Source organism: Wolbachia endosymbiont (group A) of Lasioglossum fulvicorne, assembly GCF_964028605.1.
Lineage (GTDB): Bacteria > Pseudomonadota > Alphaproteobacteria > Rickettsiales > Anaplasmataceae > Wolbachia.
The window spans coordinates 996,735-1,011,319 of the sequence record NZ_OZ034798.1; the positions used below are offsets into that span (position 1 = coordinate 996,735).

General features: G+C 36.2%; 13 protein-coding genes. 6 read left to right on the forward strand and 7 right to left on the reverse strand.

The annotated features are described in order from the left end of the window. Window positions 1-95: 95 nt before the first annotated feature. The 6 genes from ABWU71_RS05460 to ABWU71_RS05485 all read right to left on the reverse strand — a co-directional run bounded on the left by ABWU71_RS05460 (window position 96) and on the right by ABWU71_RS05485 (window position 5,418). A protein-coding gene (locus ABWU71_RS05460) for an IS630 family transposase (protein WP_353284076.1) occupies window positions 96-955 on the reverse strand; the annotation gives its coding sequence in 2 pieces (ribosomal slippage) (window positions 96-631 and window positions 631-955; 861 coding nt in all). Between the two features lie 193 nt (window positions 956-1,148). Then, complete coding sequence (gene folD / locus ABWU71_RS05465; RefSeq protein ID WP_353284233.1) at window positions 1,149-2,036, reverse strand: bifunctional methylenetetrahydrofolate dehydrogenase/methenyltetrahydrofolate cyclohydrolase FolD; 888 nt, start codon at window positions 2,034-2,036, stop codon at window positions 1,149-1,151. Beyond that, the gene (locus ABWU71_RS05470; protein WP_353284234.1) at window positions 2,020-2,595 is read right to left on the reverse strand and encodes a UbiX family flavin prenyltransferase; all 576 of its coding nucleotides are present in this window, start codon (window positions 2,593-2,595) and stop codon (window positions 2,020-2,022) included. Before ABWU71_RS05470 ends, folD begins: the two co-directional genes overlap by 17 nt. Then, window positions 2,588-2,854 (reverse strand): DUF2312 domain-containing protein, encoded by a 267-nt coding sequence (locus ABWU71_RS05475; RefSeq protein ID WP_353284235.1) that lies wholly within the window; start codon window positions 2,852-2,854, stop codon window positions 2,588-2,590. Before ABWU71_RS05475 ends, ABWU71_RS05470 begins: the two co-directional genes overlap by 8 nt. Before the next feature lie 13 nt (window positions 2,855-2,867). Further along, a complete protein-coding gene (locus ABWU71_RS05480; RefSeq protein WP_353284236.1) occupies window positions 2,868-4,151 on the reverse strand; it encodes an HlyC/CorC family transporter in 1,284 nt (427 codons plus the stop codon). Between the two features lie 88 nt (window positions 4,152-4,239). Continuing rightward, window positions 4,240-5,418 (reverse strand): aspartate aminotransferase family protein, encoded by a 1,179-nt coding sequence (locus ABWU71_RS05485; RefSeq protein ID WP_353284237.1) that lies wholly within the window; start codon window positions 5,416-5,418, stop codon window positions 4,240-4,242. Between the two features lie 274 nt (window positions 5,419-5,692). Between ABWU71_RS05485 and ABWU71_RS05490 the strand changes: the two genes are divergently transcribed. Further along, complete coding sequence (locus tag ABWU71_RS05490; RefSeq protein WP_353284238.1) at window positions 5,693-6,865, forward strand: NADH-quinone oxidoreductase subunit D; 1,173 nt, start codon at window positions 5,693-5,695, stop codon at window positions 6,863-6,865. A gap of 66 nt (window positions 6,866-6,931) precedes the next feature. On the opposite strand, the gene ABWU71_RS05495 is transcribed toward ABWU71_RS05490, so the two are convergent. Continuing rightward, window positions 6,932-7,852, reverse strand: coding sequence for a hypothetical protein (locus ABWU71_RS05495; protein ID WP_353284239.1), 921 nt, complete (start codon window positions 7,850-7,852; stop codon window positions 6,932-6,934). 102 nt (window positions 7,853-7,954) lie between these two features. Here ABWU71_RS05495 and ychF point away from each other — a divergent pair, with 102 nt between their 5' ends. From ychF to gmk, 5 genes are all read left to right on the forward strand, one after another. Next, the gene (gene ychF / locus ABWU71_RS05500) at window positions 7,955-9,049 is read left to right on the forward strand and encodes a redox-regulated ATPase YchF (protein WP_353284240.1); all 1,095 of its coding nucleotides are present in this window, start codon (window positions 7,955-7,957) and stop codon (window positions 9,047-9,049) included. A gap of 329 nt (window positions 9,050-9,378) precedes the next feature. Beyond that, window positions 9,379-10,238, forward strand: a protein-coding gene (locus ABWU71_RS05505) for an IS630 family transposase (RefSeq protein WP_353284076.1) whose coding sequence is annotated in 2 segments (ribosomal slippage) — window positions 9,379-9,703 and window positions 9,703-10,238 — 861 coding nt in all. Because the reading frame shifts where the segments join, the coding sequence is not laid out codon by codon here. 516 nt (window positions 10,239-10,754) lie between these two features. Then, window positions 10,755-11,948 (forward strand): ankyrin repeat domain-containing protein, encoded by a 1,194-nt coding sequence (locus ABWU71_RS05510; RefSeq protein ID WP_353284241.1) that lies wholly within the window; start codon window positions 10,755-10,757, stop codon window positions 11,946-11,948. After that, window positions 11,941-13,746, forward strand: coding sequence for a pentapeptide repeat-containing protein (locus tag ABWU71_RS05515; protein WP_353284242.1), 1,806 nt, complete (start codon window positions 11,941-11,943; stop codon window positions 13,744-13,746). The genes ABWU71_RS05510 and ABWU71_RS05515 overlap by 8 nt, the downstream gene beginning before the upstream one ends. Beyond that, window positions 13,730-14,335 carry a guanylate kinase gene (gmk, locus tag ABWU71_RS05520; RefSeq protein WP_353284243.1) on the forward strand — a complete coding sequence of 202 codons (606 nt, stop codon included), beginning with the start codon at window positions 13,730-13,732 and terminating at the stop codon, window positions 14,333-14,335. Before ABWU71_RS05515 ends, gmk begins: the two co-directional genes overlap by 17 nt. The last annotated feature ends 250 nt before the right edge of the window (window positions 14,336-14,585 follow it).

A 14,585-nucleotide genomic window follows, 5' to 3' on the forward strand; every position in this document is an offset into this window, starting at 1 on the left:
AAATATTAATAGTTATACACTATTATTAACAATTATTCAACCATATTTTTGAAGATAGCTATAGTTATAGCATTTCTCATAATAGTCCGAACAGGTCATAGGAAGGCAGAATCAACAGCACGACGAAAGGATTCGAATAGAGGAATGTTTTTCCTAGCTCTGTTTTTTATAGCAAACCAATGATGCTCAATTTTGTTGAAATCTGGAGAATACGGCGGCAGATACAAAATTTCTGCACCAACTCCTCTAGCAAGCTCGATAATCTTACCAGACTTATGAAAAGTAGCATTGTCAAGAATGACAGTCTGTCCAGGTTCCAAGATCGGTGTCAAAAATTGCTCAAACCATCCATTAAAAACATCCATATTACAGTGGCCTTCAAAGGTTAATGGAGCAACTATCTTTCTTCTACTTAAGGCTGCAACCATACTGATTCGTTGAGTTTTCTTTCCAGATTTTAGGCCATAAAACCGCTGTCCTTTCTGGCAATACCCATATGGATAGTCCTCTGTGTTATCAATGCCAGACTCATCTATATAAACTAAGTTTTCTGGTTCTTTTGTTGCTATAATTTTTAAGAATTCAGCACGTTTTTCTTCGTTTCTTTCCTTGTATCCATATGTCTTTTTTTGCGCGTAAATCCAATTTTTCTGAGAGCTCGGTGGATCGTTTGGATACTAACGTTGCCCCAAAGTTTAGCCATTTCCGACAGAGTCTTTCCTCCGTTTTCTCTGGCAAATTTAGCAAAGGCATCCCAGTCGGTGATTTTGTGATTGTAACCTCCATTTCCAAGTTTTTTTGATTGAAAGTCTCCTGTTTCTTTTCTTCTTTGCTGCCACTCCCATAAAGTAGTTCGTCCAATTTTAAATCTTGCTGCCACTGTTTCTCTGCTTCCTCCCTCCTCTAGCGCTTCCATTGCTTTTTTCCTTAAGTCATAACTATATGCTGCTGGCACTCAACCTCCTTATCATCGTCTATCCTTATCTTATCACATCCGGACTTCTATGAAAAGAGCTATACTTGTAGAGAAAAAAGAATAGATGATGATCCTAAATATTTAATAAATTTGACTGCTGAGGAATTTCAAAAATCTCAATTTTTTATTAATTGTGAGATGTCTATCTTCATACAGCTTTCCTCTTCATACCTCAACTAATGAAATTAGAAGCATCAACTCCCTTCTGCAAGCAAGCAGCAATAACAGTATTCATCATTAGAAATGCAATGGTCATTGGGCCAACGCCCCCGGGTACTGGGGTCATAGCTTTGGCTTTCCCTTTTATTCCTTCAAAGTCAACATCACCTACGAGTTTACTTTGTTCTCCTACATTAACGCTATTTATGCCAACATCGATCACTATTGCACCTTTCTTTATCCAGTCTGCTTGAACAAAATTTGGCTTTCCGACTGCTGCAACTACTATATCCGCTTTAGAGCAATATTCAGCTAAATCCTTGCTTTGTGAATGCAAGATGGTAACAGTGCAATTTTCCTGCAGCAATAGGTGAAACATTGGTTTACCCACGATATTTGACCTACCAATCACCACTGCGTTTTTACCGGAAAGGTTCTCTTCAATTGATTTAATTAAATGCAAAGAACCTTTAGGAGTGCAAGGTATAAGGCAGTTTTTTTCACCTTTAACTAATTTGCCAACGTTTTCATCATGGAAGCCATCTACATCTTTTTCAACATTTACTGTGTTAATTACTCTGCTTGCACTAATATGGTTTGGCAAAGGCAATTGCACTAAAATCCCGTGCACAGATGGATCTTCATTTAATTCATTGATTTTTTCAATTAATTCATCTTCTGAAATATTATCAGGCAAAACAATGGTCTCAGAACTTATGCCTATTGATTCTGCTTTTTTTTGTTTATTGCGAACATAAACCTGACTTGCTGGATTGCTGCCCACGAGAATTACTTTCAGGCAAGGAAAAATATTATGCTCCCTCTTTAGAACATTAATCTTTTGTGATAGCCTCTCACATAGGTCGTTTGCTATTTTTTTACCATCAATAATAATTGTCACTTCCTTGCCACTCCTTAAAGTCGGGTAATTTGATATCAAATAAATCCAATACTTTGCCAACAGAATGATTAATAATATCATCCAACGATTTCGGTTTAATATAAAAAGCAGGCACTGGTGGAGCAATAATTGCTCCCATCTCCGTTAATTTTAACATATTTTGTAAATGCCCAAGATGCAGTGGTGACTCTCGCACCATAAGAACTAACTTTCTTCTTTCTTTTAGCGTTACATCTGCAGCCCTTGTCAATAGATTGGAAGTAACACCTGATGCGATTTCAGACATTGTCTTCATAGAGCATGGTGCTACAATCATCCCTGAGGTTTTAAATGAGCCGCTTGCCATTTTTTCTCCTATTTTTTCTTCAGAATAGTAAAAATCTGCAAGTGATGTAATATCTTCAAGTTTTTCTTTAATCTCGTGAGCTAAAGTTATTTTCCCAGCACTGCTTATCACTAAATGAGTTTCATAATCGATATCTTTCAACGCTTCTAAAATACGTACACCGTAAATAGAACCAGATGCTCCACTTATTCCAATTACAATTCTTCTATTCACTTAACTCTTCTTCGTAGCTCATTCCCAATGCACGTTTATAGGTATCAAGCAATATTTCTTGTTCCTCTCTGTCATCATCATCCATCTTCCTCAGCTTAATAATTTGTTTCATCACTTTTATATCCCAACCTTCATCTGCGGCTTTTGCATATACATCACGAATGTGATCTTGCACATCCCTCTTTTCTTGTTCAAGTTTTTCGATTCTCTCTATGTAACCCTTCAACTCTTCAGCCGTTATTTTTACTGTATCTTCCATGAAACTCCACTAATTAATTGCTGCTACCAGTATTACCAGTTTTTACTTGCACTTCAACAACAGTAATAATATTTTTATCTTTTTTTAAAATCTTAAAGCGAAAACCATACATGGAAAACTCCTCGCCTTCGTCAGGAATGCGCTCTATTTCATTCACAATCATACCTGCTAGAGTTGTAGCTTCTTCATCAGGGAGATTCCAGTGTAACTGCCTGTTAATGTCCCTAATAGTAGATTTTCCTTCTATATGATACATATTATCAGATATTTTCTTTATAAAATTCTCCGTAATCAAATCATGTTCATCCGAAATTTCTCCAACTATTTCTTCCAGTATATCCTCAAGAGTTACAATTCCCTGCAGTGCTCCATACTCATCAATAACAAATGCAAGGTGTTTCCTGTTCTTACGGAAGTTGTGAAGTTGAACGCTGAGCGGTGTACTTTCTGGTATAAACCAAGGCCTTGACATAACTTGGGTAATGTCAACTTCTTCCGCTTTATTATTCTTTTCACGCAAAGCATTTATTAGAGCTTTCACGTGAATTACACCTACAATGTTATCTGGTTCCTTCTGCCATAAAGGTACTCTACTGTGACTGCTGATTAAAATCTCTCTTATTAACTCTTCTTTATTCCAATCTATATCAAGAGAAAATAGGTTTCTTCTATGGGTCATGATTTGTGATATCTCTGTCTCAGCCAAATCAAGTATGCTGCTTAGCATATCTAAATCCTGTTGTAACATAGTTCCTTCACTGCGGTGAAGAGTAATCATATTACGCATTGCATCCGCTGCAGATATCACTTCCTTATCTTTATGCAGCCCACATAATTTTAGGATGAGGTTAACAATAAATTGAATACCTAGCGTCAATGGAGAAAAAATCTTTACAAAAAACAATACAAAATAAGCAGAAAATGATGCAAATTTTTCAGGATTTTGAATAGCATAAGTTTTTGGTAGAACTTCGCAGAACAATAAAATACAAAATGTCATTATAATTGTTGATAGGAGAATGCCCTCATTTCCAAAAAGATTGATAAATATTGCTGTAAATAAAGCAGAGCAAGTAATATTAATAATTGTATTGCCGAGCAATACCGTTCCTATTGTCAATTCTTTCCTATTTAATAAGCGATCTATTACCCTGGCTCTTTTGTTACCGTCTAGCTTTAGCTTATTAACTCGAGAACGGCTAATTGAGGTTAAGCCTATTTCTGCTCCCGAGAACAAAAACGATAAAACTAACAAAACAAAAATTGCTGATGATACTAAGACCAATAACCAATCCATTAAAGTACGATGTTATTGTGATAAAAAATAAAATTAATTCTACATGTTATGAGAGGCATTTGCAAGCCTGAATTTATATTGCCGAATTTTATATATCTTTAATCTTAAAAAACAAATCATAAAGCATATCACACGCTGCGTTCACATGCTCATCCTCAATGATAAGTGATGGGGTTACCCTTACTACTTTGTTGTTTAAAACCCTAGTTATTATTAAACCTTTGTCAAGAGATCGACTAATAATTTTATCAGCTACAGGAGTTGCTAGTTCTATTCCCATTAGTAACCCTTCTCCACGAACTTCTAAAATCATCTCAGGAAATTCTTTAGCTAAAGGCAACAGCTTTTCTTTTAAATATTTACTAATTCTTTTAACATGATCAAAAAAGCCTTCTTTTAGCATTATATCGAGCACTGCATTACCAACAGTCATGGCAAGTGGATTGCCACCATAGGTTGATCCATGAGTTCCTGGAGTAATTGCTTCTGCTATGTAATCTTTTACTAAACATGCAGCTAAAGGAAAACCGTTACCCATAGCTTTTGCACAGGTTAGCATATCAGGTTCAATGCCGACATTTTGATAATGAAATAAAGAACCGATGCGTCCATATCCGCACTGCACTTCATCAAAGCACAAAATTATTCCTTGAGCTTTTGTTATTTCCCTTACTTTTTGAAGATATTCTACGTCTAGTGGATATACTCCACCTTCGCTTTGTATGGGCTCTAAAAACACAGCAGATGTTTCATTATTGATTTTTTCTTCTAATGCTTTAATGTCATTTCTTGGAACTTTATCAAAACCAGAAAGGAGCGGAGCAAAACCTTCGCGTGATTTTTCATTGCCTCCAGCAGAAATTGCAGCAATACTGCGGCCATGAAAGCCTCCTTCAATTGTAACAATACGATTACGTTTTGCTTGCCCTTTTGAATAAAAGTAACGACGAATAAACTTAATTGCAGCTTCTGTTGCTTCAAGCCCACTTGAGCAGAAAAAAACTTTATCTGCAAAAGTAAGGGTTGTTAAACGGTCAGCAAGTCTTTCTTGCTCGGGAATAGTGAAAATGTTAGAGCAGTGCCATAATGAGCTCAATTGCTCTTTCAGCTTATCTGTAATGTATGGATGACAATGCCCTAAAGAAGTTGTAGAAATACCTGCAGCAAAATCTAAATATTTTTTACCATCCTTATCAAAAAGATATGCCCCTTCTCCCCTGACTATAGGAGTGTCAAGTCTATTATACGCATTAACAACATGATCCATTTTGTAAGTATTGTGGTATTATCTATACTATACCTGAAATAAACCCATTAACACAAAGCTTTTCCTTTAACCTCTTATGCTACTTCAACTAAAAATTTAGCTAATGCAAACCTTTTTTGTCATTCTATAGCTAAAGTGACTTAGTTTTACCAACACTTATTAGCATTGTAAAAGTTTTTGTTTCTATTGAATGACAGTTGTAGCCTATGCAAGAAGTCTATTGACTTTGAGCGCACTTTAGCCTATACAATTTTAATATCTTAAACTACTGGACATGCCCGATCTAAAGACAATGATGTTAAATTTTGGACCCCAGCACCCAGCTGCACATGGAGTGTTGCGTCTTGTTTTGGAGATGGATGGCGAAGTGATTGAAAGAGCTGACCCTCATATTGGGCTTTTGCACCGTGGTACTGAAAAATTAATAGAACATAAAACGTATCTTCAAGCTTTGCCTTATTTTGATCGCCTTGATTATGTATCGCCAATGTCACAAGAGCATGCATATTCACTTTGTGTGGAGAAATTGTTGCAATGTGAAGTGCCAATTAGGGCAAAGTATTTACGTGTCTTGTTTTGTGAACTGACGAGAATACTAAATCATTTACTGAACGTTTCTTCTCAAGCGCTTGATGTTGGAGCAATGACTCCTCTTTTATGGCTCTTTGAAGAAAGAGAAAAAATACTGGAATTTTACGAAAGAGCTTCAGGTGCAAGGTTTCACGCAGCTTACATCAGGCCAGGTGGAATTGCAGCAGATGTTCCAGAAGGTTTGATTGAGGATATTGCAAAGTTTATAGAGCAATTTCCAAAGTATATAGACGATGTTGATGAACTTTTAACAGAAAATAGGATATGGAAGCAACGCACTGTAGGAATCAGTGAAATATCAATTAAACAGGCACTTGATTGGGGCTTTAGTGGCCCAATGTTGCGCGCTGCTGGGCTTGCTTGGGATTTGCGAAAAAGCCAGTCATATGAGATATATGATCAACTAGATTTTGATATACCGATCGGCCAAAATGGCGACTGTTATGACCGTTATCTAGTTAGAATGGCAGAGATTAGGCAATCTATCAGCTTGGTGAAGCAGTGCATAGAGAAAATGCCTGAAGGGCCAATAAAAACTGAAGATAGAAAAATTTCTCTACCGTCAAGAGCAGAGATGAAAAAATCTATGGAAGCTCTGATTCACCATTTTAAGCTCTATTCAGAAGGATATCACGTACCAGAAGGTGAGGCTTACGCAGTTGTTGAGGCACCAAAAGGTGAGTTTGGAGTGTATATAGTTTCAGATGGTACCAATAGACCTTATAGGTGCCGAATAAGAGCACCTGGCTTTGCGCATTTACAAGCCTTAGACTTTATGGCAAAAGGACACATGCTTGCCGACGTTGCAGCAATTATTGGCTCACTCGATATAGTTTTTGGTGAGATTGATAGGTAATTATTGGTATCCGTTCATATTATATGAAATGCTTGCAAAAGCCCTATATAAAAATATACAGGGCTATTAAGATTTTACAAGTTGTGGTGCTCGTTGTTGATGAAATGGTTCTGCCATCGATTCCGTACCACATGTTAGTAAACTTGAAGGGTTTTGCTCTTCAGAGCGCTCTATGCGCTGCTTTATATCATTAACGCACTGGTCTACAACATCACGAATTTCTCCATCAGCATTTTCCTTCAATAACTCATCAAATCTCTTTTCAACTTCTGCTCTCTCAGAGATACCCTTTGAAAGGTTACAATACTCCAAAATTTCATCTAATTGAAGTTCTTTTGCTAATTGAAAGTCTTCTTGCTCTTGTTTTGCTAAACTTTTATTTCTATCAAGCAATGGTTCGAAATGAGCATAGCCTTTGTTTATTACATGCACAATACTACTATCATCATAATCAACTTTATTGTATTCACCTGCACTTTTTGAACCTGAATTGTCTATTAATTCATGCAAAAACCGATCTTGTTGGGTGTCAATAGCATGCAATGGGTTACTCTCTATAACATGTAATTTTACACCATACTTTTCACAAAGTATCCTAGCTTCAACATAAGAGCTACCCCACCTACCGTTACGCATAATGTCTGCTGTATAATCATCTACAGTTTCACTACGGTGCTGGCCATTGTTATCATAACCATTGGCAATTGCATCTGTAAACCACTTTGGTGGATTCTTTTGTGCAAATTCCCTACAATCATTTCTTAATTTTTCGGCAGTAACTTGCTCTCCTGTCTGTTGTTCTAGACTTTGCCTGAACGAGTCAAAAAAACAGCTTCCATTACCAATTGCTTGTCCTACATAGAAATTGTCAGGGTAAGGGTTACTATTTAAAAGAGTTATTTCCTGCCCTGAGATCCTGGGCCTTTTTATTCCAACCTCAACATCATGAAAGTCACTTGGTAGTTTCCGTTTCTTAGCTGTAGTCATAGTTTTTACCTTAATTTAAGCTATATACCAACAAAATTGTAACTAATTAAGTATAGCAGAAATTTTTAAATTATGCAATAGTTATAATTTTACATAGCAAATATGAGTTTTAACTGTGGTATAGTTGGGTTACCAAACATAGGAAAATCAACCTTATTTAATGCACTTACAGAGTCAAGTGCAGCCGAAGCTGCAAATTACCCTTTTTGCACAATCGAGCCAAATATAGGCAAGATTTCGATAAAAGACCAACGTTTGAAACAAATCGCAGCAATTGCAGGCTCAGAGAAGGTAATCTACAACCAATTAGAAGTTGTAGATATTGCAGGTCTGGTAAAGGGTGCGAGCAAAGGTGAAGGGCTCGGCAATAAATTTTTAAGCCATATCAGAGAAGTTGATGCCATCGCTCATCTGCTTAGGTGCTTTACGGATGACGATATCAGCCATGTACACAGTAAAATAGATCCAATATCAGATGCTGAAGTGGTAGAAATGGAATTAATCCTAGCTGATATTGATAGCATAGAAAAAAGGCTTCCTCAATTGGAAAAGAAAGCAAAGCAAGGTGATAAAGAGCTAAAGAGACAACTTGAATTAATGCAAGAGGTACTGGCTACTTTAAAATTAGGTAAACCTGCAAGAAGTTTGGAGAATATCGATGAAGATGAGATGAAGTTGCTTCAATTGCTGACAACAAAGCCCGTTATGTACGTTTGCAATGTTGAAGATACAAATGTTATAACTGGCAATGAATTATCTAAAAAGGTAGAGAGAATGGCGGAGGAAAATAAAAGCAAATTTTATTGCATTTCAGCAAAACTCGAAGCAGATATTGCAAATCTTGATAGTGAAGAGGAAAAACAGGGTTTTTTATCAGAATTTGGCTTACAAGAATCAGGCCTTGATGGAGTAGCGCGTATTATGTATGAAGTGCTGAGTATGATAACTTTCTTTACTGTAGGCCCCAAAGAAGCACGGGCATGGCCAGTAAAAATAGGATCAACAGCTGATAAGGCAGCAGGTGTAATCCACACTGATTTTGAGAAAGGCTTTATAAAAGCAGAAACGATAAGCTTTGCAGACTACATAAAGTATGGAAGTGAATTATCTTGCAAAGACGCAGGAAAAATTCGCTTCGAAGGCAGAGATTATATCGTACAAGATGGCGATATAATGCACTTTAGGTTTAATGTGTAGTTTATTATGCAGCCACTTATTTAAAGTTAAGTTTTCTGGATCCCAGTGTCTGGGCACTGGGATGACAAGAAAGGGAGCACTGGAATTTTTGTTTCAATATTTGTACATTAGCCATGCATCTGAACAGATACCTCCCCTAAACGGATATACTGTAGAAGGAGAGTTTCTTCTCCCCAGTAAAGACTAGATTCAAGACTGGAATGACAGCAGTCCTACGTCATACCGCGATTCATTCCATAGCTGTACGAACATTCATTTTTGAAGGTATAGCTCTTTTCATAGAAGTCCGGATGTGATAAGATAAGGATAGACGATGATAAGGAGGTTGAGTGCCAGCAGCATATAGTTATGACTTAAGGAAAAAAGCAATGGAAGCGCTAGAGGAGGGAGGAAGCAGAGAAACAGTGGCAGCAAGATTTAAAATTGGACGAACTACTTTATGGGAGTGGCAGCAAAGAAGAAAAGAAACAGGAGACTTTCAATCAAAAAAACTTGGAAATGGAGGTTACAATCACAAAATTACCGACTGGGATGCCTTTGCTAAATTTGCCAGAGAAAACGGAGGAAAGACTCTGTCGGAAATGGCTAAACTTTGGGGCAACGTTAGTATCCAAACGATCCACCGAGCTCTCAGAAAAATTGGATTTACGCGCAAAAAAAGACATATGGATACAAGGAAAGAAACGAAGAAAAACGTGCTGAATTCTTAAAAATTATAGCAACAAAAGAACCAGAAAACTTAGTTTATATAGATGAGTCTGGCATTGATAACACAGAGGACTATCCATATGGGTATTGCCAGAAAGGACAGCGGTTTTATGGCCTAAAATCTGGGAAGAAAACTCAACGAATCAGTATGGTTGCAGCCTTAAGTAGAAGAAAGATAGTTGCTCCATTAACCTTTGAAGGCCACTGTAATATGGATGTTTTTAATGGATGGTTTGAGCAATTTTTGACACCGATCTTGGAACCTGGACAGACTGTCATTCTTGACAATGCTACTTTTCATAAGTCTGGTAAGATTATCGAGCTTGCTAGAGGAGTTGGTGCAGAAATTTTGTATCTGCCGCCGTATTCTCCAGATTTCAACAAAATTGAGCATCATTGGTTTGCTATAAAAAACAGAGCTAGGAAAAACATTCCTCTATTCGAATCCTTTCGTCGTGCTGTTGATTCTGCCTTCCTATGACCTGTTCGGACTATTATGAGAAATGCTATAAATTGCACAGCAAATGGTCAGTGCTTGGCACTGGAATAACGTCCTCCTTTGTCATCCCAGTGCCCAGACACTGGGATCCAGTTTTCCATATAATCTCATCGAAAATGTTGTAACCACTTTCTATGCTAGTTTGCTTGCTTACAAGCAAACTTTTCTGGATCCAAGTAGTCTGGGCACTGGGATGACAGGAGAAGGAGGCTACTTGCATGACACCATTCTTTTTTCTGGATCCCAGTGTCTGGGCACTGGGATGACGAGAAAGGAGCACTGGGATGACATCCTCCCTAGCGGAGATTGCTCTCAACTCACAATGTTCGTACAGTAAGCACTGACCACTTTGCTTCAATATTTGCGCATTAGCCGTGTCCCTGAACAGATACAAAAAATCTATTGTTTTTTTATAAATTAAATCCTAAGGCATTTTTTACTGTAGATTAATCATTTGATTATAGTATCATTTTAATTAAGCCTATGTTTTGAACATTTATGAAAAATATTTTATATTTCATACTATTAGTTGTCGTATTTGGATCACCCATCCTGTTTGCCGTAGAGCAGCTTGAAGAAAAGAAAATTGAATCAGTTCGTAAAAACGAAAATGTAGGTGTAAGGAAGCAAGATAGCACAAATCAAAAAGATGAGTTGAAAAGCAACGTCGATGCTAAACAAACACAAGAGGCTGAGAGCAAAAGATTAGACGGCACTACCGATAAAGAGAAGCTGCAACACAACGAAAATAAAGCTTCCGTGGTTGAAAAAACTATAAGTGAAGGTGAAAGGATTGATAAAGATTTGCCAAATGATCAGCTAGAAGGAAGCACAGACAAATTTGCTCAAAATTTACCAAATGTGGCCAATAAAGAAGTGAATAAAGATTTGAAACCAGAGCCTTTGCCTTTAAGTGCTGATTTAAATGAGAACACAGCTAACCCGCAAAAAAATCTACAAGCTGATCAGAAGATTGATATAAAAGATAATGAACTTTCAAAAAGTGATGCGAGTCAATTATTAGAAGAAAAAAAAGAAGAAGTAGGAAGTCAGTCTGAAGAAAAAAAAGTGAAAGAAACAAACAATAATTCTAAGGACCGCAATAGAGTAAAACCTATAACTAAAAAAGATGAAGAAGAGCAAAGTGAAAAGAAAAATTTACAAAAATGGACAAAGTTAAACAGAGAACCAATAAAAGAATGGGGTCATAAAGATATACAAAGCAAGTCAATATATAAACGACAATATGATAGCCTTAATGAGCATCTTCCTACAACTGTATTTATTGATGATTACAGTAAGCAATTTTTTTACTGTATTAAGAAAAATAACTTACCTTGCTTAAGAGGAATAATAAGTAAGCTAGAAAAAATTGGATTAACAACTCAAGAGATACTAAGGTTTAGAAATAAATTGGGTGATACTCCTCTCATTTATTCAGTTAAACAAAGTGAGGTAAACATAGTGCGCTTTCTCTTATTACAAGGTGCTGATCTTAGAGTAGTTAATAATAATTTTCAATCCCCAATTGATATAGCAATCGAAAAAAAGCAGGTCAATATAATAAATGCGATTGCCGAAATGATGCCACATCTTTTGGAAGATAGAAAAATAGACAATAAAGAAAGCTCAGCAATGTACGATTGGGCTGTGAAAACGAAAGAAATACAGTGCGATAAGCAAGATGATTAGATTTTTGATATTAATTTTAGTTGGTCATTTATGTTATGGAAACGAAACAAATGATGAAAAAAATCAGATTAGTGATTTTTTAAACGCTCTGCATGATGCAAAATACGTATCTTACAGTAAAAAAGACTTTGCTGAATTTTTGGTGCAGTGCCACAAAGAGGGCGTGCCAGAAGGTTTTAAGAAAGGTTTTGGTTCTAACTTAAATGGAGCTAATTTTAGCCAACTGTACCTAAGTAAATCTGTTTTTGATGGAGTGAGTCTGATTGGTGCCGATTTTTCTAACACCGATTTATCCGACGTGTCTTTTATTAATGTTGATTTACGTGGTGCTAATTTCTCCAATGCTAATTTACATGGCATTAAAATAAAAGGTACAAATTTGAGTTTTACAAAATTTGTTTCTGCAAACTTAACAGATATCGCATTTGATCAGTCTAATGTTAGTTATGCTGATTTTATCAGTTCCGATCTCAAAAAAGTGAGTATGCACAACGTAATTGGTTTGCATACTAATTTCTCGAATGTGAAAATGAATCTCTCCAACTTATCAAACTCGAATGTTGGCCACGTAAATTTTAGTGATAGTGAAATAAACGATACCGTTATGCAGAAAAACAACCTTGATAATGCAAGTTTCTTTGGAGTGGATGCATATAAATTAAAGATACAATTTTCTTCATTAAAAAATGCTAACATATATGGTGCAGAGTTAAAAGAATCAGACTTTACAGGTAGCAATCTTTCCGATGCCTACCTTAATTCTTCTATCATAATTAACAGTAACTTCGACGAAACTAATTTAAGCAACACACAAATTTCCTATGTGAATGACGATAATTCAAGTTTTGTTCAATCTATACTAAATGGTTCCAAGATAAAGCATACATATGTTTCTGAAGCAAATCTTCAGGATGCTGATTTATCCAATATTGATTTTAGTTTTAGTGAACTGCATCAAGTTAATGTCTCTAATGCTGACATTCGTCACGGAAAGTTTCATAATACTAAAGTTGCGAATTCTAATATGAATGGCTCATTTTTTGACCATTCACTATTCACCTCTGCGAAGATAGAAGACTCAGACCTTTCTACAACTTCAATGTATAAGATAAAAATCCAAGACTCTCAAGTTTATAACAGTACGCTTTCTCACCATAATATTGATTCCAGTGAAATAGAAAATTCAACATTCTTTAATTTATTAGCTGATAATTCGAGTTGGTCCAATTTAAAAGTAACTAATTTAAACTTTATTGAAAGCGATTTCAGATCTTCTTTGCTTTACGCTAATGCCTTTAGGAAAACTAGCTTTTTTCTTAGCAATTTGAGCAATTCAACAATGAGTGATATGTCTTTTCACTCTTCAAGCATATATAAAAGTTCAGTTGCTGATGTTCACTTAACAGGTTGCAAATTTGATAATTCAATTTTGATTGACAATCAAGGGCAGGAGAAACTCACAGGTTCAGGAAATGCTATAACTTCAATTGAAAATTTGCAAGAGAAAATATCACAGGGTGAAAAATTTAATGTAAATTATTCTTACTTTGAATTTAAGGATATGAATTTAGAAAATGCCGATTTTTCTAATTCAACATTGAGTAGAGCAAAGTTTGTAAACGTTAATTTGAATAAGGCAAATCTTGAAAAGACCGATTTACGCTATGCCGTCTTTGATAACTCTTCTCTTATTGGCACCAACTTATCAAATTCTAATTTAGAAGGTTCTAGCTTCTTAAACTCTGATCCAAAAAGCGCCATGTTAAAAAATGCAAAGAAAAATGACCGTAAAAAATGAGGGCGTATTATTGGTTCTATCCTCCCCTTCTGGAGCTGGAAAAACTACCATATCAGCAAAATTACTTGAGCAATCAAGTAATTTAGTTAGGTCTGTTTCTATGACTACGCGCAAGCCTCGCCCCGGCGAAATAAATGGAAAAGACTATTTTTTCGTTACCGAAGAAAAATTTCACGAGTTATGCGAAGCTGGTCAGATGCTTGAATACGCCAAAGTTTTTGAGAATTTTTATGGTATACCAAGAGATTTTATAGAGCAAAACTTAAGCAGTGGAATAAGCGTTTTACTAAGCATAGACTGGCAAGGAGCATTTCACTTATTCAAGCTCATGAGAAAAAAAGTTGTGAGTGTTTTTATACTTCCCCCTTCAATGGAAGAGCTTAGGTTGCGTTTGCAAAAGCGTAATAGTGATGACGCAAGCGAAATAGAGCGCAGATTAGCCGAAGCTCAAAAAGAGATAAGCAAACGTGATAAATATGATTATGTAATAATCAATGATGATATTGATAAAAGTGTAGAAGAGATAAGCTCCATACTAAATAAAGAAAGGCTTAAAAAATCAGAAGAAAAACCAAGCCTGGAAGACTGATAAAAACATTAATGTATCTGTTCAGCAGAGTGGCAAAATAAGGTAGACGAGAAAAGACAACTATAGGAACAAATGGGTGTCATGCCAGTGCGTGACACTGGCATCCAGTCCTTTTGCACAGTTCCATCAAAAACGTTGTAAAGCGCTTTCGTGTTTACCAACTTAGTGCCCAATCTGGATCCCAGTGTCAAGCACTGGCATGACAAGAAAGGGAGCACTGGAATTTTTGTTTCAGCATTAGCCATGCATC

Bases quoted from the DNA above. Each gene is read 5' to 3' on its own strand.
- ABWU71_RS05475 (WP_353284235.1), bottom strand. From the start codon at position 2,854: ATGGAAGATACAGTAAAAATAACGGCTGAAGAGTTGAAGGGTTACATA.
- ABWU71_RS05485 (WP_353284237.1), bottom strand. From the start codon at position 5,418: ATGGATCATGTTGTTAATGCGTATAATAGACTTGACACTCCTATAGTC.
- gmk (WP_353284243.1), top strand. From the start codon at position 13,730: ATGACCGTAAAAAATGAGGGCGTATTATTGGTTCTATCCTCCCCTTCT.
- ABWU71_RS05515 (WP_353284242.1), top strand. From the start codon at position 11,941: ATGATTAGATTTTTGATATTAATTTTAGTTGGTCATTTATGTTATGGA.
- ABWU71_RS05510 (WP_353284241.1), top strand. From the start codon at position 10,755: ATGAAAAATATTTTATATTTCATACTATTAGTTGTCGTATTTGGATCA.
- ABWU71_RS05480 (WP_353284236.1), bottom strand. From the start codon at position 4,151: ATGGATTGGTTATTGGTCTTAGTATCATCAGCAATTTTTGTTTTGTTA.
- ABWU71_RS05490 (WP_353284238.1), top strand. From the start codon at position 5,693: ATGCCCGATCTAAAGACAATGATGTTAAATTTTGGACCCCAGCACCCA.
- ychF (WP_353284240.1), top strand. From the start codon at position 7,955: ATGAGTTTTAACTGTGGTATAGTTGGGTTACCAAACATAGGAAAATCA.
- ABWU71_RS05495 (WP_353284239.1), bottom strand. From the start codon at position 7,852: ATGACTACAGCTAAGAAACGGAAACTACCAAGTGACTTTCATGATGTT.